The organism is Streptomyces sp. NPDC127084 (genome assembly GCF_042724175.1).
Taxonomy (GTDB): Bacteria; Actinomycetota; Actinomycetes; order Streptomycetales; family Streptomycetaceae; genus Streptomyces.
The window spans coordinates 1-23,917 of sequence record NZ_JBHXFA010000093.1 but is presented as its reverse complement, the minus strand read 5'-3'; the positions used below and the strand labels follow the sequence as shown (position 1 = coordinate 23,917).

Below are 23,917 nucleotides of genomic sequence, written 5' to 3'. Positions count from 1 at the left end.
CCCGCCCCCACACCCCCCCCCCCCCCCACTCGGCGCGCGCGCGCGGCGGGCCCGCCCCCCCCCCCCACAGCACTCATCCCCCCTTGTTGACGGTCAGCGTGTGCCGACCGCAGCGCGCACGGCCCGCCGTGCCAGCGCGCAGTCGTCGTGCAGCCGCCGCAACAGCAGCCGCTGCTCCTCTCCGATGGACATCCCGCCAGGGTGCTGCGGTGCGGTTCTTGACGGGTCCGACTCTCGCATCGTCCGCTGCACGGCCGTCTCGTAGGTTCGGATCTCCCTGGTCAGCACCAGCATCAGATTGACCAGGAAGGCATCCCGTGCCGCGGTTCCCGCCTGCTGGGCGAGCTGACTGATCTGCCGCCGCGCCAGGGGCGCGTCACCCATGACCGTCCAGAGCGTCGCCAGGTCGTACCCGGGCAGGTACCAACCCGCATGCTCCCAGTCGACCAGCACGGGGCCGGTCGGCGACAGGAGGATGTTCGACAGCAGCGCGTCGCCGTGGCAGAACTGCCCCACGCCATAACGCCCGCCGGCATGGGCGACCCCGTGCAGTAGCTTCTGCAGATCGCCCAGATCGCGGTCGGTGAACAGACCGAGCTCGTGATAGCGGGCGATCCGGGCGGCATAGTCAAGCGGAGCGTCGAACATACCGGCCGGTGGCCGCCAGGCGTTGAGCCGCGCGATCGCGCCGAGCGCCGCCCGTACATCCGCTCGCGGCGGGGCATCGGACGGATGCCGGACGAGGGCGGCGGGGCGGCCCGCCATACGTTCGATCACCAGCGTGCAGTTGTCCGGATCCGCGGCGATCAGCCGGGGCGCGCGCACCGGAGGGCGGTGCCGGACGAACGCACGGTATGCCGCTATTTCATGCCGGAACCGTTCCATCCACACCTGCGACTGGTCCAGTAAGCACTTGGCGACGGCGGTCGCCCGCCCGGTGCTGCCGACCAGGAGGACCGAGCGTCCGCTCCTGCGCAGTACCTGGACCGGGTTGAACTCCGGGCAGATCCGGTGCACCGAAGCGATCGCCATGCGCAGCTGCGCGCCCTGGGGACCGGACAAGTCGATTCTCCCGCTCAGCGGTTGGCCCGCGGTCGCCGGCCATCGCCGGGTCCGTACGGCCGCGGAGGAGGGGTCGAGAAACGTCCTGCCGCCGGCCGGGACGACCGTCTGCGGCCGGGGCGGGGCGGACACGGAGGACGATGCTGTGTACATGGGTGAGACAGATCCCTTCGTGTGCCGACAAGTCGCGTGCGCGGCCCCGCCCCGGAAGCCTTCGGCACCCTGGGGAATGCGGTGGGCCCCGGGGCGGGGTGGCGCGTTCCTACCTGACACCGGGTCGCGGGTGGCACACCATCTGGCGAACCCTGGCGAACCCTGGCGAATAGTCGCCACCCCTCTGACAGGCGGTTACTGTCAACTCAGCCGAGAACCTGGGGGCTTGACGTGACCGGAGAACCCAACACCCGTCTTTCCGACCTGTTCGGCCTGGCCGGCTGGTCCAAGGGCGAACTCGCACGGCTCGTGAACCGGCAGGCGGCGGCCATGGGCCATCCGCAGCTGGCGACCGACACCTCGCGGGTAAGGCGCTGGATCGACATGGGGGAGACCCCGCGCGATCCCGTGCCGCGGGTGCTGGCGGCTCTGTTCACCGAACGACTCGGCCGTGTCGTGACCATCGAGGACCTCGGTCTCGTACGGCAGAAGCGCACCGGACGACGGCGGGACGTCAGCACCACGCAGAACCCTGACGGCCTGCCCTGGGCACCCGACCGTACGGCGGCGGTCCTCACCGAATTCACGGGAATGGACCTCATGCTCAACCGACGCGGCTTTGTGGGCGCGGGTGCCGTGCTCGCCGCAGGCTCCGCACTCAGCAGCGCCATGTACGAGTGGCTGCACACGGACCCCGCAACCATCCGTACCTCTCCGGGGGCAGCCTCAGCCGCCCAGCCCCTGCTCGCCGAGCCTGCCGGGTTCGACCGCTACGAAGCCGCCCCCATCGGGTCGGAAGAGGTCGAAGCGCTGGAGCACTCCGTCGAGGTGTTCCGGGCCTGGGACGCCTCGCGTGGCGGTGGCCTCCAGCGCAAGGCCGTCGTGGGCCAGCTCAACGAGGTGGGCGGAATGCTCGCTTTCCGGCACCCCGACCACCTCCAGCGGCGTCTGTGGGGCGTCGCCGCCAATCTCGCCGTACTCGCCGGCTGGATGTCGCATGACGTCGGGCTCGAACCCACGGCGCAGAAGTACTTCGTCATCGCGGCCCACGCGGCCCGCGAGGGCGGTGACCGCCCCCGCGCGGGAGAGGCGCTCTCCAGGGCCGCCCGGCAGATGGTGCACCTCGGCCGTCCGGATGATGCCCTGGACCTCATGAAGCTCGCCAAGTCCGGTTCCGGGGAGGAGACCCTCCCGCGTACGCACGCGATGCTGCTCACCATCGAGGCCTGGGCGCAGGCGTCCATGGGGCGAGGCCAGGCCATGCGACGCACACTCGGCCAGGCTGAAGAGCTGTTCGTGGCCGACAAGGGCGATGTACCTCCGCCCAGTTGGATGCAGCTCTTCGACGAGGCCGACCTGCACGGCATGCAGGCGCTCGCGTACCGCACCCTCGCTGAGCACGACCCATCCGCCGCGGTCACCGCTCAGCGCCATGCCAAGCGGGCGCTGGAACTGAGGGAAGGCGGCCGCCAGAGGTCCAAGCTCTTCGACTACATCTCCCTCGCCTCGGCCTGTTTCATCGCCGATGACCCGGAGCAGGCGGACCGGTACGCCCGACTGGCCCTGGTCTCGATGGGGGAGACCTCCTCCCACCGCACCTGGGACCGGCTACGCGAGATGTACCGGCTCACCGGGCAGTACTCGGAGTACTCGAAGATCCAGCACCTCCGCGAGGAATTGGAGCTGGCACTGCCCAACAGCCCGTCCAAGCGCAACCGCGGGGTGGCGGTCTGAACGGAACCATGCCGCCGTCCATGTCACCGGGCATCCGGGCGAGGCGGCCGGGCTCGGCAGTGTCTGACAAATCCCCGCCAGGCTCGCGACTCCCTTCGGAGCTGCTCCCCCTGCTCGACTGGGGGACCCTGGAGTTGCCCGGGCACGCGCTCCCCCTGGCTTCGCCGGGAGGTGCCCCCACGCTGCGTGGTCGGCTCGTCCCAGTACGCCTGGTACGGGGGGATCGCCGGGCTGCGGAGGGGGCCACGGACCTGCGATGCGTCCCCCCCGGTCCTGGGGGAGGCTCCATGCCTCCGCCCAGAGGTCCCGGGCACGCCTCCATACCTTGGCTCTGCAGGCTCGGGAAGACTCACCACTCGGCCGGAATGGCGGGGACGACCCCGTCCTGGGTCCAGAGGTCCCGGGGGAGGCTCCACCTCTCGTCCCTGCGGGCCTGGGAAGGCCCCATGGACCAGATGGGCACGGGCGCCGCCCCGCGGGCGGGCGGCGCCAGGTGTCAGACACGACCTAGCGGATCCTGGCCGCCATCACGCAGGCATCGCCTTCGGGCCTGTCCTCACCGAACTCCTCGATCATCGTCCGTACACAGTCCTGCGCCTCGCGTGCCACGGTGAAGCGGGAGGCGAGCGAGAAGAAGCGCTCCACCCTCGATCCTTCGCGTGCGTCAGTGCCCCGGGTTAGCCCGTCCGTGTGGAGCACCAGCAGATCATCGGCCAGCAGCAGCAGTTCGGTCTGCTCGTATTCCGTCCCCGGAGAGGCCCCGAGCAGCATTCCAGCCGGGGGCGTCAGTACCCGCCCCGTCCCGTGCCGGAACAGCAACGGGACGGGGTTTCCGGCCTGGGCCCACCGAAGCGTCTTCGTCACGGGGTCGAAGTGGCAGCACAGCGCGCTGCCCAGCGCCGGCTGGGCGGACGAGTCCAGCAGTTGGTTCAGATGCCCTAGCAGGTCACCGGGCCGGACGCCGGCCATGGCCATACCGCGCAGCGCCCCGAGCAGCATGGCCATCGTGGACGTGGTCGTCACGCCATGGCCCGTGATGTCGCCGACGCTCAGCACCACGCCGCCGTCCGCAAGCTGGACAGCATCGAACCAGTTGGCGCCGATCAGCGTGCTGTCCTCCGCCGCGAGGCAACTGCCCGCCACATCAACCACCGCGGGCCTGTCACCGCTGCCGCGCCAGGACGGCAGGACGGCCTCCCGGAGCTCTGCGGCGATCCGCCGCTCGGTGCGATCGACGTGCTGCTTCCGTGCCAGCGTGTCACGGGACTCACGCACCGCTCGCTGGGACCTGCGCAGTTCGCTGACGTCCCGTAAGACCGCCCACATCGAAGCCGTGCACCCGTCCGCGTCGAGCACCGGCTCGCCAGTCATGTGCAGAGTGCGTACCCTGCCGTCGGACCGGACGATACGGAACTCGCCGTCTATGGGCTTGCCGTCGATCAGGCAGTCCGTCACCATTGCCGTCAGCAGGCCCTGATCCTCGGCGAACACCATGGACGGCAGCTCGTCCAGGGACATCGGACCGCTCTCGATCGGACGGCCGAAGATCTGGTGCAGTTCCCCGGACCAACTGACCTCGTCCGTCAACAGGTTCCACTCCGCGGTGCCGACCCTGCTGAGTAAGGACCCGGTCGCCGGCCGCGGGGCCTCATCGGGCGCTCCCGCGAGCTGTTCGAACGGCGGCAGACCCTCCTTGAGCTGGCCCAAGTGAGTGCCCAGATCATCCAGATGATGGACCGCCAGGTCGCACAGTGCGCGCTGCCAGCGCCCCTGCGGGTCGTCATCGTCCACCATGGCGTCCCTGCGTACCGCGTCCACGTCACCACGCAGACGGCGGGTCTGCGAGATCAACGCGTCCACTGTGCCGCGTCCTGGTGGCTGGGCGGAACGTTCCGCGAACAGATGGGACGGCATGTCGTACTCCGTTTACAGGCGCGCACGGCCAAGTCGTAAGAGATGGACCGGTTACGACTGTTGCACAGAGTGCAAGGGCGCGTAAGGGATTTGGCAACACTCGATACGGTGGTGCTTCCGGCATATGTCGGCGGCGACGGGTGGGCTCCGGGTCCCCCACGGACATTCCGGCTTCAGGTCGTGGCCCTGAGCACCGCGTTCATCGGCGCGCCGGGTTGCAGCGTCAACCCGGGCTTGACGGGCACCTCGACCCGACCCGAGTCCACATGGAAGCGCTGTGCCAGCGTCGCCAGCACCAGAACCGCTTCCACCATGGCGAATCGCGCCCCCAGGCACGCCCGTGCGCCCCCTCCGAACGGGAACCAGGCGTGGTCCGGAGCCGCCGGCTCCTCGCTCGTGTCCCAGCGCTCCGGGCGGAACGCGTCCGGCTCGGGGAACCACCTCGGGTCGCGGTGCGCGCTCCACTGGCTCGACCACACCACCGTGCCCTCCGGGACGGGATGTCCACCGAGCGTTGAGCCCTCCTTCGCGATACCCGTCATCAACCACACCGGCGGATACAGGCGCAGGGTCTCCTTCACCACCTGCTCGGTGTACGGAAGCAGCCGCAAATCGTCGAACTCGGGTGTGCGGCCGCCGAGTACCCGCTCCAGTTCCTCCCCGAGCCGCGCACGGGCCTCGGGACTGCGCGCCAGCAGGTACCAGGCCCAGGTGAGAGTGGTGCCCGTGGTCTCATGGCCGCCGATGTAGAGCGTCACCGCCTCGTCGCGCACCTCTTTGTCGGACAGCGGCCGCCCCTGCTCGTCCCGGGCGGCCAGCAGCCTGCTCAGCAGGTCGTCCCGGTCCGCGCCGTTCCGGCGCCGCTCCCCGGTCACCCGTCCGACCTCGGCGTCGATCACGCCCACCGCCCTGCGCAGCCTCCGCCGGCCGGGCGTGGGCACCCAGGAGGGCAGGAACAAGGTGACCCCGCGGAACTCGTCGCCGATCGCCCGCTGGGCCACGTCCATCGCCGCCCCGATCACCCCCTCCCGCCCGGCCGTGTCCACACCGAACAGTGTGCGCACGGCGATGCGCTGGGTGAGCGCCAGCATCTCCCGCCGCACGTCGATCACCTGTCCGGCCCGCCAGATGTCCGCCAGCTCAGCGGCGCACGCCGCCATGGTCGTCGCGTACATCCTGACCTGGCGCGGTCGCACCGCGGGCTGGACCAGCGCCCGCTTGCGGCGCCAGGCAGCGCCCTCCGAGGTCACCACTCCGTCCCCGAGCACCAACGTGAACGCCCACCCCAGCTCGGGATGCCGGAACACGGTCTCGATCCCGGTCAGCAGCTCACCGATGTGCTCAGGACGCGAGACGAACAGCGCGCGTTGCGGTCCCAGCCGCCATGCCACCAGGTCCCCGCACGCGCGCAGCCGGACGAAGAATCCCAGCGGATCGCGGGCGAACTGCGGAAGGTTGCCGAGCCAGGGCAGCCGACGCGGACCGCTGACGACGGGCAGGCCGGACGGCGTGCCGACGGTCTCCCGCCCGGCGGCTTCAGCGGACATACGATGCCTCCTGGCTTCCCGCTCCCCGACGCGGCCAACGGTCAAGCGGACTTTCGGCGTTGGCAGGTGTGCGGCGTGTACACGATCATCCCGGGCGCCGGGATGTCAAGGCCCTTGTCGGACCCTTCGGGATGGTCCGGATCGCTCATACCCGTACGCGGGCGGGATGGGCATCCTCGCTCCATGAGTGAGCCGCACTGCTCGAAGTGCTGTCCCGTCCAACCGCCGGTCCCCGCCGCCCCCGAACCGCTGCCTCTCGGCGCGGTGGTGGGCGCGCTGCTCATCGCCCTCGCGGTCGTCGGTGGCTGGCTCGCGGTGGTGTGGGCAGGGGCGACGCTGTTCCCCGGGTGAGCTCCCCTGGACCGCCCGGCCCACCCTGACGTGTTCCACGCCGCAAACAGGGCAGGCGCTACGTAATGCCCATGCACGCACGCGACGGCGAAGGAGTCGCGATGAAAGCCCTGACCTTGCACGGTACAGTCGATGGCCTCCTTCCCCTGGTCACCGATGGAGATCCCCTGGGCGTCGAGGGCTTCGCCACCCACCGGCTCCCTCTGGACCAGGCACCGGAGGCCTACGACATGTTCCAGAAGAAGCGGGACGGCGCCGTGAAAGTGCTGTTCACCCCCTGAAACCGGCTCCTGGCGAAGCACAGCGGGGCGCGCAGCCGGCGTCAGGTCGCCGTGGGCGGCGCCGTGCGAGATGCCCGAGACGGTGCGGGCATGGTCCGAAACTGCCGCAGGGCCGACTGGGTGCGCCACAGCGCTCCGGCCTCCCAGTGTCAGGCCGGGTCGCGGCCGCCGCGTCGCAGCCCCTTGGGGGTGAGGCGCGGGTGGTACGGACCAGGCGGGACCCAGCGGCGCTCGGCCAGTACTGCCCACCGTCGCGATGCCCTGCCGTTGCGCCGTACTTGTCGGCACCGCGTCCAGGAGATCACCGAGGTGTCCTGATGACCACGTCCTGGAGCCCAGCCGACGTCGACGACCTCGCCCGCCAAGCCCGTTCGCCGCCCGCGCCCCTGCCATGGATATGCGTGCGAGCCATGGAGACCCGAGGCCCTTGTCGGACGTGACTGGTCAGCCTCGCTTGGAAGGCAGGAGCTTAGAGATACGTCATGGCCGTGATCGCCGCAATGACGGTGAGGGGCGTGAGTACCGCGAACCGAGTGCCGGGGCGGTTGCCGGCGTCCACGAAAGCGGCGACGAGCAGGAAGAGAGCCGCCGGGAGGAACCAGAGCATAAGGAACATGGCCAAGAGCACAGACCATGCCAGCAGTCCCGCTCCTACGACGTAGCAGGCCCGGGCGCATGCCTTCGGTCGGTTGCGCATCATGAGCGGGATGACGGCTGTGACCCCGGTCGCCGCATACACCCCGACCAGTTCACGTCCGGACCCGGTCTCCAGTTCGAGTGCGAGCCAGGTCCCGAGAGCGCCCGCGGTCACTGCCGCCACCACTGCTCCTGCCACGGCCCATTTCCACTGCAGAGCCGCAACCCTCTGACTGCCGGCCACCGTGGACCTCCCCGGAACGCGTCTAAATGAACATGTTCAAGATACCTCACGGGCCTGCTCTCGCGGTCGGCAGGATCCCCATCACGGCTCCGGCAGCGAGACGAGCAGCGGACGCAGAACACCTCGAGGCGACGACCGACAACTCGGTGATCGTCGCTTTCGAGACGGGCCAGGTGGCGGACCTGGCGGCTGCCGGCGCGACGGTGAAGACGCGCGTGGGCGAACGTACTCCGCCATCAACGCACCGGGCGACGGCTCGGACATCGGCAAAGGTTCGCTTCTCGTGCGTGACAAGGCAGGCGCACTGTGGTGGTTCCGTGGCACGGGCATCGCGTCGAGGCCACTGGGGCAGCGGTCGTACGGGGCGCCGGATTCCTACCCCTACACGGCCTGGATGCAGCTCAAGGCGTCTGTGCGGTAAGCCGGTTGCCGGGCTTCGTGCTGCCGTCCCGCTCAGGCGACGTTCCACACACCGGTGCGATACGACCACCACGGATTCGGAACCCACGCGGGGTCTGCGGGGCCCATCCCCGACGCCGCCGACCCCACGATGGAGACCGTCCGGGTCGACGCGCGGCACCGCACGGGACGGCGGCGATTCAGTCCACCGGCCAGGTGTGCGCCGGAGCATTGAGATGCATGTAGTCGATGTACTGCCGTGTCATCAGCCGGAGCGCCTCATGGTCGTCGACATGGCTGGCCCCGGCGATGCGGTGGTACATCTCGGCCTGCCACACGGCGCCGTTGCGGACGTTCACACACCGCTGCTCGATGATCCCGAGCAGCGGCTCCCGCCATGCCGCGTCCATGCCGGACAGCTCCAGACCCAGGTGCGCCATCGGCAGCAGCCGCCGCAGTACCAGCTCCGCCACCGGCACCTCGCCCACACCGGGCCAGTACAGGCGCGCGTCGATCCCGTGCCGTGCCGCCTCGTGCAGATTGTCCTCGGCCACCGAGAACGACATACGCGACCACACCGGCCGGTCCTCCTCGACCAGCGCGCGCGTCAGACCGTAGTAGAACGCCCCGTTCGCCAGCACGTCGGCCACCGTGGGCCCGGCCGGGAGAACCCGGTTCTCCACCCGCAGATGGGGACGGCCGCGGGTGACGGCGTACACCGGACGGTTCCAGCGGTAGATCGTCCCGTTGTGCAGAGTGAGCTCGCCCAGCTCCGGGATGTCCCCCTGGTCCAGGGTCTCCAGCGGCTCCTCGTCCTCGCACAGCGGCAGCAGGGCCGGGAAGTAGCGCACGTTCTCCTCGAAGAGGTCGAAGACGCTGGTGATCCACCGCTCCCCGAACCACACTCTCGGACGTACCCCCTGGACCTTGATCTCCTGCGGACGGGTGTCGGTGGCCTGCTCGAACAGCGGGATGCGGGTCTCGCGCCAGAGCTCCTTGCCGAACAGGAACGGCGAGTTCGCCGCCAACGCCACCTGGACCCCCGCGATCGCCTGTGCCGCGTTCCAGTACCCCGCGAACGCGTCGGGCGCCACCTGGAGATGGAACTGTGTGCTGGTGCAGGCGGCTTCCGGTGTAATGGTGTCCGCGTACGTCCTCAGCCGCTCCACCCCGTCCACCGAGATCCGCAGGTCCTCACCCCTGGCGGCGAACACCTGCTCGTTGAGGAGGCGGTAGCGCGGGTTCTCCGACAGAGCGGCTTCTCCCACGTCGCGTTGGCGCAGCGTGGGCAGTATCCCCACCATGACCAGGTGTGCCCCGACGGCCGCGGCACGTTCTTCGGCGTGGTTCAGGGCGTCCCGGATCTCCTTCTCCCAGGCGTCGGGTCCGCCGGCGGTCAGCTCACGCGGAGGAATGTTGATCTCCAGGTTGAACCGCCCCAGCTCGCTCGACCAGGCGGAGTCCGCGATGGCCTCCAGCACGTCGGTGTTCCGCATGGTCGGTTCGGCGGACCCGTCCACGAGGTTCAGCTCGATTTCCAGGCCCACCTGGGGCCGCTCGGCCTCGAAGCGCTCATCCCGCAGCATCTGCGCGAACGCGTCGAGGCACTGCTGCATCTTGTTCCGGTACCGGCGGCGGTCATCACGGGTGAACACCAGCGCCGGGACATCGCGCCCCATCGGCCCTCCCGAGTCTCCTCGGCCGTGGTCCCCAGGTCTCCAGCGTCCCACCACCCGCGCATACTGACCAGCCGGAAGGCTGCCGCACGGTGGCATGCCGCGGCCCGCCCCGCGGACGGCGTCAGGACCGCGCCACGGAGAAACTGAGGCAGTTCGCGCCGTACACCACGCCGTCCAGATGCCCAGGCGTACCCGGGTCGTACGCCGCCGCGAGGTCGACCGTCAGGAAGCCCGGGGGCTGCTCGATCCAGTGCGTGGCGCGCAGCGTGAGATCCCCCTCCAGGAATGTCCCGCTCATGGCGAACGAACCGCGCGGTACAAGCGGATTGGAGGGGTCGGGGAAGAAGCTGAACACCGCGGACACGGTCCCGGCGCCCTCGTCCTCGATGGTCAGGGACAGGCCCGTGATGCCCTGATTGCAGACGTAGCTGCCGAGCCACCTTCCGGTCACCACTTCGGCCCCGCCGTCCTCGGTGGGATCGGTGGGGGAGGGGGCAGGCGGGGGGACGTACGCGGAGGTCTCGGACAGGGGCGAGGAAGGCGAGACCGGCGCGGATACAGAGGGCGAGCCGCCGCCCTGGCCCGACGGCGATCGTCCGGAGCCCGGGAGCGCTCCCGCCTGCCAGGCGATGACTCCGATCACCGCCACCGCCACCGCCACCGCTGACGCGACGAGGCCAAGACCCCGCCGGCCCGGCGGCGGCACCGGAACAGGTACAGGCACCGGAGTGGGCAGGTGAGGGACCGGAGCCGGCCACGACGGCGGGAACGCGGGCATGGGAGTGGGCACAGGGGTCGGCACGCCACCGGGTGGTGCTGTGGCGGGCGGTGCGGTGGGAGGTGCCGGTGTCGCCCACCCGGCCGACGACGCTTCCTCCGGCCGCACCGCACCGCCGTCCGGCGCCCCGGCCGCTACCGTCACGGCGACGGTCCTGGCGTACTCGCGCACGGTCCGGGCGACCGGTGGCGGCAGCCATGCGGCATCCGTGAACACCACCGTCGTCCGCGCCGCTTCCGCCGCGCCGGCCACCACCGCCAGCACTTCGGCGACCGCCGGTCGCTGCCGGGGATCCTTCGCCAGACAGCGCGCCATCAGCGGGCGCAGCCTCGCGGGCACGGCGTCCAACTCGGGCTCCTCGTAGACGATCCTGAACATCAGGCTCTGGGCCGAGCCGGTGCCGAACGGGCCCGTGCCCGACGCCGCGAAGGCCAGCACGGCGCCCAGCGCGAACACATCGCACTCCGGCCCCGTACGGCCGCGCGTCAACTGCTCGGGAGACATGAACCCCGGGGTGCCGATCACGGCGCCGGTACGGGTTATCGCGCTCAGCTCGCTCGCCATCGAGATACCGAAGTCGATCACCCGCGGACCGTCCGGGGCCAACAGCACATTGGACGGCTTCAGATCACGGTGGATCACACCGGCCGCATGGATCACCTCCAGAGCCTCCGCCAGCCCTGCGGCAAGCGACATCAGCGGCCCTTCCGGCCATGCCCCCCGACAGTGCCACCGCCGTGTCCAGGGACACACCCGGCACATACGCGGTGGCCAGCCACGGCGGACGGGCATCCGGATCGGCGTCCACGACCCCCGCCGTAAACACACCGTTGACCCGGCGCGCCGCCGCCACCTCACGGGCGAACCGCTCCCGGAACTCGGCCCCTTCCGTACCCTCCGCCAGCTCCGGACGGACCACCTTGACGGCCACGGCCCGGCCACCACGCGAACGCCCCAGGAACACCCGTCCCATTCCGCCCGCCCCAAGCCGTGCCACGAGCCGATACGGGCCCACTTCCCGTGGATCCCCCGCCTCCAGCGGCTTCAGCGGCTCCATCGCGCACCCCCACATCCGTGTCTGCACACCGCGGATGCCTGTCATGGTGCAGTAGATGAGCGCGTACATGGGGAGTTATCAGGAAACGGGGGTCATACGCGTCCTCGTCCCCCGGTCACGGCACCGGCTCGGCATCCGACGGCGGGCGCCACAGCGCGTAGGCACCGGCGCAGGCCGCCAGCACTGCCACGCAGCCCGTGAAGACCAGCCCCGCGTCGCGCAGTCCCAGCCACATCGCCATGGCCCCCACCCCCACCACGGGCACGGAGATCCCCGTGTAGGCGACGACGAAGAAGGCCGAGATGGTCCCGCCGCGCTGGTCCGCCGGCGCCGCACCGCCGACCAGGGTGAGCGCCCCGCGGAAGCCCAGCCCCTGCCCCGTGCCGCCGCACAGCGCGCCGAGGACCAGCAGTGGCAGCGAGGCGGCGATCAGGGACGAGGCGACGAGCAGCAGCCCGGCGATAAGCACCCCGCAGCCCACCGGAAGTGCCCGTCGCGCCCCGAACTTCCCGGTCAGGCCCTGCCCGAGCGTCGAGGCGAGGAACACGGAGAACACCACGGCGCCCGAGACCGCCAGATTGCGCACTCCCAGTGTCTGCGCGGCGAACGAGGGTGCCACCGCTGTGAACAGCCCGAGAAGGGCGAATCCTGCGAAGGCCGCCGCGGCGGCGGGCGGGAAAACCCCCGTGACCTCCGGCGGCACCCTGATCCCCTGGGGCCTCAGCGGCGGCCACCGCCTGGTGTGCTCGACCGTCTCCGGGAGGAGCCAGGTGATCACACCGGCCACCGCCACCAGCCCGAGGTGGACCAGGAACGGCAGCACCAGCGGCCAGGGCGTGTACTCGGCCAGCACTCCGGAGAGCAGTGGGCCGCAGCCCAGCCCGCCCATGTTCGCCGCCGTCGCGGCGAAGGCGGCCCGCGCCCGCCGCTCAGGACCGGCCAGTTCGATGACCGCCGCGGTGGCGGCGCCGCTCAGCAGGCCGGCCGCGAACCCGGACAGCAGCCGTCCGGCGAAGAGCAGCGGCAGACCGTGTTCCAGCAGGAAGCACCCGGCACTGGCGGCCGAAAGCACCATGGCGCAGAGGATCACCGGCCGGCGTCCGACCTCGTCGGAGTAGTTGCCCGCGACCAGGAGCGCGGTGATCACCGCGATGGCGTACACCGCGAAAACCACGGTCACCATCAGTTCGGAGAAACCGATCTGCTCCTGGTAGAGCCCGTACAGGGGTGTCGGCAGGGTCGTTCCGGCCATGCCCACGGCGAACACCGCCGCCGCCGCCGGATAGCCCGGACGCCGGACACCGCCGGTACCGCCGCGCATGTCCACGCACATCACACCCACACCCCAGGCCCGAGTCCGACAGCGGAGCGCTCCGCATGACACGAAAGGCTGGCACCGCCGCGGGCCCGAGTCCGGCAGCCGCCCCGCCCGGTCGGCGAAGTCCACCGGAACACCAGCCGCAGAGCGCCGCGTGGCCCTTCGGGGAGTCCGGGTCAGGCCCAGGTCTGCGAGTAGTAGTCGCGGTAGTTCCGGCGTCCCTGGGCGGACTGGATCCAGCGGCTGGCGACCAGCAGGAACAGGCTCGCGATGACCACCGCGAGCCCGGGACCGACCGCGCCGAGCGGGCCGAGGCCGGACGCGAGATCGCTGACGATGCCCGTCCCGCTGTATCCGCCTGCCCCGCCGCTGCCTGTTCCGTCGGCTCCTCCGGCCGCGGGTGGTCCGGGTACCGCCGGGGCTACGGCGTCGGGTGCCCGGGAGGCGGCGTCGCCGGGGCTTTCCCGGTTGCCCGGATCGCGCGGAGCCTCCGCGCCCGGGGCCGTCCCGGCTCCGGAACCATCGCCGGGGGCCGGCTGGCCCGCCAGGTCCACCCCCAGCGTCGCCAACGCCTCCGTCACCGGCTGGAAGTACGTGACCCCGCCGCCGACGCAGTCCCCGTTGCCGCCCGATGTCACGCCCAGCGCCAGACCCTGGGCCAGCAGCGGTCCTCCGCTGTCCCCGGGTTCCGCGCACACCGTGGTCTGGATGAGCCCGGTGACCGTTCCCTCGGGATAGTTGACCGTCGCGTTCAACGCGGTCACCCGGCCTGTGCGCAGCCCCGTCGTGCTACCGCTGCGGAAGACCTGCTGGCCGACGACGGGATCGGCGGCTCCCGTGATCCGCACTGCCTGGCCGCCGCCGATCTCCACCACGTCGAGCCGCCCGGACGGCGCCCCGTTGCCGTACCGGACCAGGGCGAAGTCATCTCCGGGGAAGCTGGCGGCGGTGGTGCTGCCGAGCGCCTGGATGCCCCGGCGGTCGCCGAACCACGTGGTGCCGACCGGCCCGCAGTGCCCGGCCGTCAGGATGTACGACTCCCGGCCGTCGGTCACGTTGAACCCCGCCGAACAGCGGTTGGTGTTCGCGAAGATGGGAGCGGCACCGTTCACCCGGGTGCTGAAGGCACCCGCCGACCGCTGCATCTTGACGAACCCGCCGATCCCTTCGGCGACCGTGGACATCCGTTCCCAGTCGTCCGCCGAGACCGTGCTGTCGGCCTGCACCACGACCTCGTTGGTGCGGTAGTCGACGGCCCAGGCGGTGCCGGGCACCCGGGGCGCAGACCGCAACCTCTCGGTCGCCGCGGTGAGCCGGTCCATGCTGTACCGCACGACCTTCGCCTCCGCCCCGGTGCGCCGCACCTCAGCCGCCGCGCCGGTGTCGGTCACGGCCACGACCCGGCGACCCGCCGACCCCACCCAGGTGCCCGCGGTGCGAGCCGTGCCCAGCCGGGTCATCGCGCGTACGGCGGGCTCCGCACCGGGGTCCGCGGCCCGAGCGGTCCCGGATCCGGTCGCCGCGCCACCGGCGGGCTCGCTCGCCACGGCGTTGGACACCATCAGCGAGCCGCTCACCAGCCCGCCGACGGCCGCCAGCCGGACGATCCGCTGGAGGGTCCGTCGTGCGTGCCTCATCCGCAGCCTCCAAGGTCTTACTGACGCGACGTCACCGTCTGTGCGTGACCCTGGAATGCGGGGTCCCTTGTCTATACGCGCGCACGCGCCGCACTGTTCACTGCGGGCTACACGCTCTTCGGTGCGCAGCGGTCGGCGGCACCGGGAATCCGGCACATGGCGCTCGCCGGGAGTACGGGCGGCACCGGAAGTGCCGGAGCGGGCTTCAGAGGTGCCGCAAGCTCAGGAGCCGTTGCGTACGGCTGACAGCAGCCGGGCGCAGCGCGCGCTCATGTTCTGGGCGGATTCGTCCGGATGGGACACCCACCAGCCGACGAGGGCGCTGACCGCACCCGTCCACACATGTTTGAGGGCATCGGCGTCGAGCGCGTCGTCGTTGCCGTGTCCGCGCAGCAGCGCCGCCGTGCCCGAGGCCGCGAGGCCGTCGATGGTGTCGCGGTGCCGACGGGCCGCGTGCCAGGGCTCGGAGTCCGGGGGCAGTGTGCGGTCGTACAGCACGAACCAGGCGCGTCGCTGGCCCCGGAGGGTCTCGAACACCGCGGTGAGTACGGCATGGGCCGGCTGGTCGTCCTCCGGCCAGGGCGACATGGCCGCGGCGATGGCTTCGACGAGACGGCCGCCGATGCGGTCCACGCAGGCCGTGGCGAGTCCGTCCTTGGATCCGAAGTAGCTGTAGAGCATCGGCTTCGTGACGCCCACACTACGGGCGATGTCGGCCATCGACGCACCGGCGTGGCCATGGCGTCCGAACTCCTCCATGGCCGCGGCGACGATCTGCTCCTCGCGCTGGGCGCGGGGCACGCCTTTCGTGCCCGCGCCGCGCCGCGGACCCGTTGCGGTGCTCATGGACATGAGTATACGTTGAGGTAACTTACCAAGCGGTAAATTACCGAGAGGTCATATTCCATGATCGCACGTGTCGAAGCGACTCCCGCCCCGGAGAGCCGCTCCTGGTGGGGCTGGGGCACCATCGGAAAGGCGCTCCCCGACGCCGAATGCGCCGCCCTCGGCGCGCTGGTTCCGGGCGCGGCGACCGAACCCCTACCGGTACCCGACCTCCGCGCCCTCGAGCTGCCGAAGGTACGCGTCCGGCCGCCCGCGCCACTCGCGCCGCTCCTGTCGGACAGCCCGCCCGATCGGGCGGGCCACACCTACGGCAAGGCCTACCGCGATATCGTCCGAGCCCTGCACGGAGACCTCACACCCGCGCCCGACCAGGTCGCCTTTCCACGCACCGAGCAGGACATCGCCGACATCCTCGACTGGGCGGCCGGGGCCGGAGTCGCCGTGGTGCCGTACGGGGCGGGAAGCTCCGTGGCTGGGGGAGTGGAGTACCGCGGTGACCGCCATCGCGGCGTGGTCAGCCTCGATCTGTCCCGGCTCGACCGTGTGCTGGAGATCGACCATGTCAGCCGGGCGGCGCGGATCCAGGCCGGTGCCCTCGGCCCCCACCTGGAGGCCCAACTGCGACCGCACGGGCTCACCCTGCGCCACTTCCCGCAGAGCTTCGAGTTCTCCACCCTGGGCGGCTGGCTGGCCACCCGCGCCGGAGGCCACTACGCCACCCTCCACACCCATATCGACGATCTGGTGGAGTCGCTGCGCGTGGTGACCCCCGTGGGAGTCAGCGAGTCGCTGAGGGTGCCCGGGTCCGGAGCCGGTCCCTCACCGGACCGGCTGTTCCTCGGTTCCGAGGGGACCCTCGGAGTGATCTCCGAGGCTTGGCTGCGACTCCAGGACCGGCCGTGCTACAAGGCCTCGGCCAGCGTGCTGTTCGACTCGTTCCCCGCGGCGATCGACGCCGTACGCGCCATCGCCCAGTCGGGCCTCAATCCCGCCAACTGCCGGCTTCTCGACCCGGGCGAGGCCGCTCTCGCCGGGGTCGCGCAAGGCGGCGAGAGCGTGCTCGTGCTGGGTGTGGAGTCAGCGTACGCCCCCGTCGGTGAACGGCTTGCCGAACTGGTCACGCTGGCCCGCGACCACGGCGGTACACCCTCGGTATCGTCTTCGTCCCCGGCGGCAGCGGGCGGCGATGCGGAGGCCGGCGCCGGTACCGACACGGCCGCCGACGCCTGGCGCTCGGCGTTCCTGCGTATGCCGTACCTCCGGGACGGACTCGCTCGGATGAGCGTCATCAGCGAGACCTTCGAAACGGCCTGCACCTGGGACCGCGCCGGGGAGCTGTACGAGGCGGTACGCGGGCGGCTGGGCGCGGTCGCACGCCGGCTGACCGGTGCGGAGGCGATCGTCAACTGCCGCTTTACGCACCTCTATCCCGACGGCCCCGCGCCCTACTTCACCGTCATCGCGCCGGGACGGCGCGGTGCGGAGGTCGAGATGTGGGACGAGATCAAGAACGAGTCCATGGAGATACTGGGGGACCTCGGCGCCACCGTCACCCATCACCACGCTGTCGGCCGCGACCACCGGCCCGGTTACGACCGGCAGCGTCCGGAGCCGTTCGCCCTGGCCCTGCGCGCCACGAAGCAGGCCCTGGACCCTGCGGGCATCCTCAATCCCGGGGTGCTCATCGACACCGGTGCCGACGCCTGACCCGCGGTCCCGCCGGGAGGCGGCGCCATGGCGGACGGCTGCGTCCCGGCCGGCACCGGCACCGCGTCGACCTGGCCCCGGGGGACGTTCCCTGGGCGGCATTCCGGAGGATGCCCGACGGAGGCGTACGCCCACCCCCGGCGACTGGAAACCGCAGCCCGTACGGGGTGTTCCGGCCCCGCACTCCGCGTGCTGTTCCGCGCTCCGGAGCCGAGGGACGCGACCGGATCACGTAGGCTCCGTGGATGGCCAAGTACTTCGACGTGCACCCCGAGAACCCGCAACGGCGCACCATCACCAGCGTGGCGGATATGATCCGCTCCGGCGCGCTGGTCGCGTATCCGACGGACTCCTGCTTCGCGTTGGGGTGCCGCGTGGGGGACCGGGACGGCCTCGCCCGGATCAGGTCCATCCGCGCTCTGGACGACCGTCACCACTTCACCCTGGTCTGTCAGAACTTCGCGCAGCTCGGCCAGTTCGTAAGGCTCGACAACGACGTGTTCCGCGCGGTCAAGGCGGCGACCCCCGGCAGCTACACCTTCATCCTCCCGGCGACGAAGGAGGTGCCGCGCCAGTTGCTGCACCCCAGGAAGAAGACGGTCGGCGTGCGGATCCCGGACCATGTGGTCACCCAGACCCTGCTCGCCGAGCTCGGCGAGCCGTTGCTGTCCAGCACCCTGCTCCTGCCGGGCGAAGGCGAGCCGCTGACTCAGGGGTGGGAGATCAAAGAGCGGCTCGACCATGTGGTGGATGCCGTGCTCGACTCGGGTGACTGCGGCACGGAACCGACCACAGTCATCGACTACTCCAGCGGTGAGCCCGAGATCGTACGCGAGGGAGCAGGCGACACCGCGCGTTTCGAGTGACCCGCCGGCCCCCTCGCCCCGGGACTCACAGGCCGAGTGAGACGGCCAGGCGGGTGAGTTCCGCGGTGGTGCTGATGTTGAGCTTGGCGCGGATACGGCGGAGATAGGCGTCCACCGTGTGAGCGGACAACCCCATGTGGCGCGCCGTCTGGAGGTAGGTGCGTCCCGCGGCGATATGCCGCAGGGTCTCCTGCTCGCGCGGAGCCAGGGCGGGGGTGGGGTCCGCTGTGTCCGGAATGGCGAGGGTGTGGTCCATGGCGCGTCCTCGGATGTCGTCGCCGACCGGTCTTCGCTGCTCGCACCCTCGGAAGCAGGAGATCACTGGTCGGCTTATTCCTTATGTCCCTTTTAAGGGTGTATTTGGCACGTCATGGCGAGGTCCGCCGACTGTCACAGATGTGTCACCAGGGTGGGTCATGATGTAGCCGTATCGGCACTCACGGTGAAAGTCGCAGGTCACGAGTATGGACTCCGGGTTACCGAGTCGTCACGCCGGAGGGAGGGGCCGTGGCCGCGGCTCCGTTCAGACGAGCCGCAGGGCCGCGGTCCGGGTGCGGGGCGCGGGGACCTGTTCCCACCACCAGGAGATGGACGGAATGTCCAGCGGGTCGGGACTGTCGTCGGTCGGCGTGTCGGTGAACGTCGAGGAGAGTGCTGCCGGGTCGTCGGGCGTGGTGTACCGCAGGGAACTGACGCTCCAGTCCTGGGTGGCCCGGATGAAGGCGGCGAGGCTCTGCAGATACTGCCGCACCTGGGGGCTGCCCTCGTCCTCCAGCCTGGCCCGCAGGCTCATGAAGAGGCACATCGCCCGGTCGCGCTGGGCTATCGCCTTCGTCAGCGCCTCGTCCCTGGTGAGGCCGTACTCGTGCTGGAGCACCCGGATGTTGGTGAGGTAGTAGTGCGTCCCGCGGCTCTCCTTGTGGTGGGAGTAGATGTCGTTGTCCCACGTGGTGATGAACGAGGTCAGCTCACCGGCCGCGCGCACCGCCTTGCTGTCCCGCTCGTACGGCTGGAGTTCGTACCCGTGGCCGATCTCCAGGAACGGCGGCACCACCGAGGTCGCGCCGTCGTACAGGCGCATCAGTGTGTAGTCGTTCAGGTTGGGAACCCTGCCCGCGACACGGTTCTCCGCCTCCCACACCACGGCGAAGAAGTACTCGCGGAGGGTGTCGACCCATCGTCCGACCTGGAGTGGGGTCGCGCAGCGTGACAGCCGGAGCGTCAGATCCCGCAGCGACTCGGCGAGAGGGTCGTCCGTGAGTATCGCTGCCTCGGGATTCTGCGCGATACGCAGCAGCCGCTGGAGTGCCGCGGCAAGCTCGCCCGGCCTGCTGCCGAGAGCGCCTTCCTCGCAGTAGCCGTCGTCGACGCCGAAGAGCCAGATGACGAAGTCGGAGAGGATCGAGATGACCTCCTCGTCGCCTTCGGGGAGGATGCGCGCGGCAAACACACCGATGTCCTGGGTGACGAGGCGACTGCGCCACTCCTTGGAACCGATCTCGAAGGAGTCGGCCCAGGCCGCGGTCCGTGCGTCGATCGCCGCGTGCTCCGGGTGTATCGCGGGCGGGATCGGCGCATAGATCGGAGGTACCACCAGTGCAGGATTCACTTCTCGAGTCCCCTTCGGTTCGTCGGCGCCGGCGAGCGCCTGCCGCGGGCGTATACGGACCATGGCCGGAACCCCACGCTGAGTGATCAACTACGCGGCATCGTAATTGACCGGAAGTCGGCACTCCAGCCCCGCGGGGTGTCTGGTGTTACTCAAGGGAACCGGGCTTCGGCCGCTCCCGCGATCAGACCTCGATATGCGAACCCATGTTGACCGTCTGGTCGCGGGGCAGGCCGAAGTACTCGGCGGCGTCCGCCGCGATGTAGGAGGTGGCGATGAACAGCCGTTTCCGCCAGGGGGCCATCGTCGGTGCCTTCCCCCGCCGGAGTTCGATCTTCGACAGGAAGTACGAAGCCTGGCCGTTCTCCAACCGGCCCTCGGTCACGCCGGGTTCGAGCAGTGCCAACGCACCGGGCACATCCGGGGTCTCCATGTATCCGAAGCGGGCGGTGACATGGATGATCCCGTCGTCCGCGTAGCCCAGGTCGTCGACCACGATCCGCTGGTCGTCCGGGACCCGGGGCACCGGCTCGGTGACCAGCGCCAGGATCACGACCTGCGCATGGCGGACGTGATTGTGCTCGACGTTGGCCCGCAGGGCGAGCGGCGCAGTCTCCTTGCCGCGGTTGAGGAAGACGGACGTACCGGGAACGCGGAGCGTCCATGCCTTCCCGCTGCGCAGGTCCTCCACGAACTCGCGCAGCGAGCCCTCGCGGCGCGCGCGTTCTTCGGTGACAAGCGCACGGCCGCGCTGCCAAGTGGTCATCACGGTGAACGCGACAAGGCCGATCAGCAGCGGAATCCATGCCCCGTGCACCAGCTTGGTCAGGTTCGCGGCCACGAACAGCAGATCCACGGCGAGCAGCGCCGTCGCGCCGATGCCGATCAGCCACAGCGATGTGCCCCACTTCGCGCGGGCGACGTAGAAGTAGAGCATGGTGGTGATGGTGATGGTGCCGACCACGGCCATACCGAACGCGTAGGCCAACGCGGCCGAACTGCGGAACGCGAAGACGAGAGTGAGTACCGAGGCCATAAGCAGCCAGTTGATCCATGGCACATAGATCTGGCCGATGGCCGACTCCGAGGTGTGCGCGATCCGCAGCCTGGGCAGATAGCCGAGCTGCGCCGCCTGCGAGGTGACCGAGTACGCGCCGGTGATGACCGCCTGCGAGGCGATCACGGTCGCCGCCGTGGCCAGCAGCACCATCGGCAGCCGTCCCCAGTCGGGTACCAGCAGAAAGAACGGGCTGCTGACGTTGCGCGGATCGGCCAGGATCAGCGCACCCTGGCCGAGGTAGCTGAGCATGCACGCGGGAAATACCAGGATCAGCCAGCCACGGGTGATCGGCCTGCGCCCGAAGTGCCCCATGTCGGCGTACAGCGCCTCCGCGCCGGTGACGGCGAGCACGACCCCCGCGAGGGCGAAGAAGGCGATGCCGAAATGGCCGGCCAGGAAGCCCAGTGCATAGCTGGGGGACAGCGCCTTGAGGATCTCCGGGTGATCGGCGATTCCGGCCGCCCCGCACGCCCCGATGGCCAGGAACCAGACGATCATCACCGGCCCGAACACCCGGCCGACCGCGGCCGTTCCCCTGCGCTGCACAAGGAACAGCGCCACGATGATCACGGCGGTGATCGGCACGACCAGCTCTTCCAGCGACGGCTGAACCACCTTGAGTCCTTCGACCGCGGACAGCACCGAGATCGCCGGCGTGATCATGCTGTCGCCGAAGAACAATGAGGCGCCGAAGATGCCCAGGGCCGCCAGCACGGCGGCGGACCGCCGCCCCCGCTGCGCGTTCCACCGCCGCAGCAGGGTGATCAGCGCCATGATCCCGCCCTCGCCGTCGTTGTCGGCGCGCATCGCGAGCAGCACATAGGTGATCATCACGATGATCACCACCGCCCAGAAGACGAGTGAGACGACCCCGTACACGTTCTCCGTGCTCACCGGGACAGGGTGCGGGTCACTCGGGTTGAAGACGGTCTGGAGGGTGTAGATCGGGCTGGTCCCGATATCGCCGAACACCACGCCGAGCGCGCCGACCACCAGCGCGAGGCGCACCGTGTCACGCGCTCCTTGGCCACGGACCCCCGGCGGCTGCGGTGCCGGTCCGCCATCCGGACCGGTCTGGTGCCGGCGATCGCTCATGGCCGCTCTCCTCAGCGCAGGCGCAAGTGCGGGCAGGTTGCCCGGCCCGTCGCGCCGGACGATACCGGCCGACCGCCTGACGACCCGGCGAACCACCCGCGGACCTGCCGGGATTCGGCGTGATGCGCCAGGGTTCCCGCCGTCCCGCTAGGCCGTTGGTGGCTGGACGCCCGTTCGGCGCAGCCTTGCTGCCGTTGAAGATCCCCCGGTGAGGCGGCGTGCCTATGCTCGTCTTATGTTCCTAGTTGTCTATGTTGTGGTGCTTCTTGCGTGCCCGTTGCTCCATACGTTCGCCGACCGGAAACCCAATCGGCGGACGCGCTTTCGTGTCACCGAGATCTGGCTGCTCTGGTTCGTGGGTGCCAGTGGCCTGCTGTCCGTACTCACCGGCCTGGGGCATATCGGCCCCAACGCTCCTGAGATCGCCGACGGCATCGGCTTCGTCCACAGCGCCTTCCAGTGGGAGGTCGGCTGGGCCGACATCGCGGTCGGCGCCGTCGGCTTCCTGTCCATCTGGCGCCGCGACTCCTTCATGACGGCTGCGGTCATCGCGCTGGCGATCCTGTACTGGGGGGACGCCGTCGGCCACATCATGCAGCTTGTCGCCCACGGCAACAGAGCCCCGCAGAACGTGCAACCGATCTACACCGACATCCTTCAGCCCCTGGTCGCCGTGCTGCTGCTCATCGCCTACCGCCGCCAGGGTGGCGGGCGGGACACGGCGACCCAGGGCCGGATCCCGTGATGGCGAAAGCGGAGACCCGGGCCGTACGGCACGCGGACCCGGGGTACACGAGATCTCCCGAATCGCGGTCAGCTTGTCAGCTCGTCATGCAGTTCGTCATGCAGTCCATCGGACGGCTGCGCCCGGTTGCGCCTTCTGCGACGGATCAGCACCCACGTCGCGATGAGCCCACACACGATGAGAGCGGCCACCGCCCCGATGACGTACAGGTGTGTGTACGAAGCGGGTTCCTTCCACGGAGAGAGCGACACCGTCGCCGTCGCCGAGCGTTTGGCCGGACCGCTCTGCAGTACCAGGGTGGCCTTCCACGGGCCGTCGGGCAGGCGCCGGTCGAGTGGCACGACGACCTCGCCCGAGTCGTATGAGCCCAGAGTGGTGCCTGGGGGAGCCTTGAACGGCCCTGCGGTGACGCCGCCGGGGCCGTCGGCGAGGGTGAGCTCACCGCTCAGGTCCACGGCACGTCGGCCGAGGTTGCGCACGACGGCGGTCACGCTCGGACGGCCCTGCTTGTCCCGGAAACCCCTCAACTTCTCGATGACGAAGTCCGACAGCGGCTCTCCACCAGGACCCACGTCGAGATAGACGCGCACTCCGACGCGGTGGACGCTGCCGACGTTGTGCGTGGCGTCCGGGGGAGCCTGGGCTTCGGCCCAGACGACCGCGTATCGCTCGCCGTCCAATGCGGTCCTGGGAACCGTGAGGGTCAGCATGACCTGGCCTCTGGTCCGGGGCTTCAGATCGACCGCACTCGGTTCGACCTTGATCCACCCCGACAGTTCGTTGGCGGTGCGCTTCGGACCGAACGTGAACGCGTTCTTGTGAATGGCCGCGGAGGCGGGGTAGAGGTCGAGACGGCGGGATTCGGCCGACTTGTTGTAGACCTCGATCCTTCGCTTGATGGTGGTGCCCGGCCTGAGATGGTCGACGATGTACCTGCGAGCGCGCGGGTCGTCGCGCCGGGCCACCGGCGCGTCGACAAGGCGCACACCGATCAGACCCGGCTCCGGGTCGGCCACAGGCGTGGCCATGACGGAGGCAGCGGTCAGCACACCCAGAGAAGCCGGCGGGGGGGGGGCGCGGCGGGGGCCGGGGTGCGCGGGTGGGGGTGGGGGCGCCCCCCACGGCCGGTGCGATGTCAGCGGTGAGCTGGGAGAGCACCCGTGCCGTCACCGACTCGACCTGCTCCCGCAGATAGCCGT

20 protein-coding genes and 1 pseudogene are annotated in these 23,917 nt (G+C 70.2%); 7 read left to right on the top strand and 14 right to left on the bottom strand.

The genetic code is table 11. From position 1 onward, the window contains the following. Positions 1–93: 93 nt before the first annotated feature. Positions 94–1,215, bottom strand: coding sequence for an aminoglycoside phosphotransferase family protein (locus tag ACFWI9_RS21430; protein WP_387164223.1), 1,122 nt, complete (start codon positions 1,213–1,215; stop codon positions 94–96). Positions 1,216–1,446: 231 nt separating this feature from the next. On the opposite strand from ACFWI9_RS21430, the gene ACFWI9_RS21425 reads away from it, so the two are divergent. Continuing rightward, the gene (locus tag ACFWI9_RS21425; protein WP_387164222.1) at positions 1,447–2,949 is read left to right on the top strand and encodes a hypothetical protein; all 1,503 of its coding nucleotides are present in this window, start codon (positions 1,447–1,449) and stop codon (positions 2,947–2,949) included. A gap of 507 nt (positions 2,950–3,456) precedes the next feature. Here the strand turns inward: ACFWI9_RS21425 and ACFWI9_RS21420 are convergent. Then, the gene (locus ACFWI9_RS21420; protein ID WP_387164220.1) at positions 3,457–4,863 is read right to left on the bottom strand and encodes a PP2C family protein-serine/threonine phosphatase; all 1,407 of its coding nucleotides are present in this window, start codon (positions 4,861–4,863) and stop codon (positions 3,457–3,459) included. Between the two features lie 173 nt (positions 4,864–5,036). Next, the gene (locus ACFWI9_RS21415) at positions 5,037–6,410 is read right to left on the bottom strand and encodes a cytochrome P450 (RefSeq protein WP_387164218.1); all 1,374 of its coding nucleotides are present in this window, start codon (positions 6,408–6,410) and stop codon (positions 5,037–5,039) included. Positions 6,411–6,593: 183 nt separating this feature from the next. Between ACFWI9_RS21415 and ACFWI9_RS21410 the strand changes: the two genes are divergently transcribed. Then, the gene (locus ACFWI9_RS21410; RefSeq protein WP_387164216.1) at positions 6,594–6,761 is read left to right on the top strand and encodes a hypothetical protein; all 168 of its coding nucleotides are present in this window, start codon (positions 6,594–6,596) and stop codon (positions 6,759–6,761) included. A gap of 128 nt (positions 6,762–6,889) precedes the next feature. Next, positions 6,890–7,042 (top strand): annotated as a pseudogene (locus tag ACFWI9_RS21405) (glutathione-dependent formaldehyde dehydrogenase); the annotation flags it as partial. Positions 7,043–7,511: 469 nt separating this feature from the next. On the opposite strand, the gene ACFWI9_RS21400 reads toward ACFWI9_RS21405, so the two are convergent. Beyond that, positions 7,512–7,862: a hypothetical protein gene (locus ACFWI9_RS21400; RefSeq protein ID WP_387164215.1), complete on the bottom strand. Its 351-nt coding sequence runs from the start codon at positions 7,860–7,862 to the stop codon at positions 7,512–7,514. A 343-nt stretch (positions 7,863–8,205) separates the two neighbouring features. On the opposite strand from ACFWI9_RS21400, the gene ACFWI9_RS21395 reads away from it, so the two are divergent. Then, positions 8,206–8,343 carry a hypothetical protein gene (locus ACFWI9_RS21395; RefSeq protein ID WP_387164213.1) on the top strand — a complete coding sequence of 46 codons (138 nt, stop codon included), beginning with the start codon at positions 8,206–8,208 and terminating at the stop codon, positions 8,341–8,343. A 178-nt stretch (positions 8,344–8,521) separates the two neighbouring features. On the opposite strand, the gene ACFWI9_RS21390 is transcribed toward ACFWI9_RS21395, so the two are convergent. The 6 genes from ACFWI9_RS21390 to ACFWI9_RS21365 form a co-directional block, all read right to left on the bottom strand. Beyond that, a complete protein-coding gene (locus tag ACFWI9_RS21390; protein WP_387164211.1) occupies positions 8,522–10,000 on the bottom strand; it encodes a glutamate-cysteine ligase family protein in 1,479 nt (492 codons plus the stop codon). A gap of 121 nt (positions 10,001–10,121) precedes the next feature. Further along, a complete protein-coding gene (locus ACFWI9_RS21385; protein WP_387164209.1) occupies positions 10,122–11,474 on the bottom strand; it encodes a protein kinase in 1,353 nt (450 codons plus the stop codon). Next, complete coding sequence (locus ACFWI9_RS21380; RefSeq protein WP_387164207.1) at positions 11,407–11,904, bottom strand: hypothetical protein; 498 nt, start codon at positions 11,902–11,904, stop codon at positions 11,407–11,409. Before ACFWI9_RS21380 ends, ACFWI9_RS21385 begins: the two co-directional genes overlap by 68 nt. 46 nt (positions 11,905–11,950) lie before the next feature. Then, entirely contained in the window at positions 11,951–13,156 is a 1,206-nt protein-coding gene (locus tag ACFWI9_RS21375) for an MFS transporter (protein WP_387164206.1), read from the bottom strand. A gap of 173 nt (positions 13,157–13,329) precedes the next feature. Further along, complete coding sequence (locus ACFWI9_RS21370) at positions 13,330–14,790, bottom strand: S1 family peptidase (protein ID WP_387164205.1); 1,461 nt, start codon at positions 14,788–14,790, stop codon at positions 13,330–13,332. 222 nt (positions 14,791–15,012) lie between these two features. Further along, positions 15,013–15,636, bottom strand: coding sequence for a TetR/AcrR family transcriptional regulator (locus ACFWI9_RS21365; protein WP_387164203.1), 624 nt, complete (start codon positions 15,634–15,636; stop codon positions 15,013–15,015). A gap of 60 nt (positions 15,637–15,696) precedes the next feature. Here ACFWI9_RS21365 and ACFWI9_RS21360 point away from each other — a divergent pair, with 60 nt between their 5' ends. Together ACFWI9_RS21360 and ACFWI9_RS21355 are read left to right on the top strand one after the other, a co-directional pair. Further along, positions 15,697–17,343 carry an FAD-binding oxidoreductase gene (locus ACFWI9_RS21360; protein WP_387164201.1) on the top strand — a complete coding sequence of 549 codons (1,647 nt, stop codon included), beginning with the start codon at positions 15,697–15,699 and terminating at the stop codon, positions 17,341–17,343. Between the two features lie 245 nt (positions 17,344–17,588). After that, complete coding sequence (locus ACFWI9_RS21355) at positions 17,589–18,209, top strand: L-threonylcarbamoyladenylate synthase (protein WP_387164199.1); 621 nt, start codon at positions 17,589–17,591, stop codon at positions 18,207–18,209. A gap of 25 nt (positions 18,210–18,234) precedes the next feature. Here the strand turns inward: ACFWI9_RS21355 and ACFWI9_RS21350 are convergent, their stop codons facing one another. The 3 genes from ACFWI9_RS21350 to ACFWI9_RS21340 all read right to left on the bottom strand — a co-directional run bounded on the left by ACFWI9_RS21350 (position 18,235) and on the right by ACFWI9_RS21340 (position 21,973). Then, a complete protein-coding gene (locus ACFWI9_RS21350) occupies positions 18,235–18,465 on the bottom strand; it encodes a response regulator transcription factor (RefSeq protein WP_387164197.1) in 231 nt (76 codons plus the stop codon). Between the two features lie 267 nt (positions 18,466–18,732). Continuing rightward, the gene (locus tag ACFWI9_RS21345; RefSeq protein WP_387164196.1) at positions 18,733–19,818 is read right to left on the bottom strand and encodes a selina-4(15),7(11)-diene synthase; all 1,086 of its coding nucleotides are present in this window, start codon (positions 19,816–19,818) and stop codon (positions 18,733–18,735) included. A gap of 184 nt (positions 19,819–20,002) precedes the next feature. Next, complete coding sequence (locus ACFWI9_RS21340; RefSeq protein ID WP_387164195.1) at positions 20,003–21,973, bottom strand: potassium transporter Kup; 1,971 nt, start codon at positions 21,971–21,973, stop codon at positions 20,003–20,005. Between the two features lie 235 nt (positions 21,974–22,208). Between ACFWI9_RS21340 and ACFWI9_RS21335 the strand changes: the two genes are divergently transcribed. Further along, positions 22,209–22,718, top strand: a complete 510-nt coding sequence (locus ACFWI9_RS21335) for a DUF6790 family protein (protein ID WP_387164194.1) — start codon at positions 22,209–22,211, stop codon at positions 22,716–22,718. Between the two features lie 68 nt (positions 22,719–22,786). On the opposite strand, the gene ACFWI9_RS21330 is transcribed toward ACFWI9_RS21335, so the two are convergent. Further along, the gene (locus ACFWI9_RS21330; RefSeq protein WP_387164193.1) at positions 22,787–23,767 is read right to left on the bottom strand and encodes a peptidase; all 981 of its coding nucleotides are present in this window, start codon (positions 23,765–23,767) and stop codon (positions 22,787–22,789) included. Positions 23,768–23,917 lie beyond the last annotated feature (150 nt).

What these genes read in the sequence shown, in the direction of transcription:
- ACFWI9_RS21430 (WP_387164223.1), bottom strand. Translation starts at nt 1,215, where the DNA reads ATGTACACAGCATCGTCCTCCGTGTCCGCCCCGCCCCGGCCGCAGACG.
- ACFWI9_RS21420 (WP_387164220.1), bottom strand. Translation starts at nt 4,863, where the DNA reads ATGCCGTCCCATCTGTTCGCGGAACGTTCCGCCCAGCCACCAGGACGC.
- ACFWI9_RS21415 (WP_387164218.1), bottom strand. Translation starts at nt 6,410, where the DNA reads ATGTCCGCTGAAGCCGCCGGGCGGGAGACCGTCGGCACGCCGTCCGGC.
- ACFWI9_RS21410 (WP_387164216.1), top strand. Translation starts at nt 6,594, where the DNA reads ATGAGTGAGCCGCACTGCTCGAAGTGCTGTCCCGTCCAACCGCCGGTC.
- ACFWI9_RS21390 (WP_387164211.1), bottom strand. Translation starts at nt 10,000, where the DNA reads ATGGGGCGCGATGTCCCGGCGCTGGTGTTCACCCGTGATGACCGCCGC.
- ACFWI9_RS21385 (WP_387164209.1), bottom strand. Translation starts at nt 11,474, where the DNA reads ATGTCGCTTGCCGCAGGGCTGGCGGAGGCTCTGGAGGTGATCCATGCG.
- ACFWI9_RS21380 (WP_387164207.1), bottom strand. Translation starts at nt 11,904, where the DNA reads ATGTACGCGCTCATCTACTGCACCATGACAGGCATCCGCGGTGTGCAG.
- ACFWI9_RS21375 (WP_387164206.1), bottom strand. Translation starts at nt 13,156, where the DNA reads ATGCGCGGCGGTACCGGCGGTGTCCGGCGTCCGGGCTATCCGGCGGCG.
- ACFWI9_RS21370 (WP_387164205.1), bottom strand. Translation starts at nt 14,790, where the DNA reads ATGAGGCACGCACGACGGACCCTCCAGCGGATCGTCCGGCTGGCGGCC.
- ACFWI9_RS21365 (WP_387164203.1), bottom strand. Translation starts at nt 15,636, where the DNA reads ATGAGCACCGCAACGGGTCCGCGGCGCGGCGCGGGCACGAAAGGCGTG.
- ACFWI9_RS21360 (WP_387164201.1), top strand. Translation starts at nt 15,697, where the DNA reads ATGATCGCACGTGTCGAAGCGACTCCCGCCCCGGAGAGCCGCTCCTGG.
- ACFWI9_RS21355 (WP_387164199.1), top strand. Translation starts at nt 17,589, where the DNA reads ATGGCCAAGTACTTCGACGTGCACCCCGAGAACCCGCAACGGCGCACC.
- ACFWI9_RS21350 (WP_387164197.1), bottom strand. Translation starts at nt 18,465, where the DNA reads ATGGACCACACCCTCGCCATTCCGGACACAGCGGACCCCACCCCCGCC.
- ACFWI9_RS21340 (WP_387164195.1), bottom strand. Translation starts at nt 21,973, where the DNA reads ATGAGCGATCGCCGGCACCAGACCGGTCCGGATGGCGGACCGGCACCG.
- ACFWI9_RS21335 (WP_387164194.1), top strand. Translation starts at nt 22,209, where the DNA reads ATGTTCCTAGTTGTCTATGTTGTGGTGCTTCTTGCGTGCCCGTTGCTC.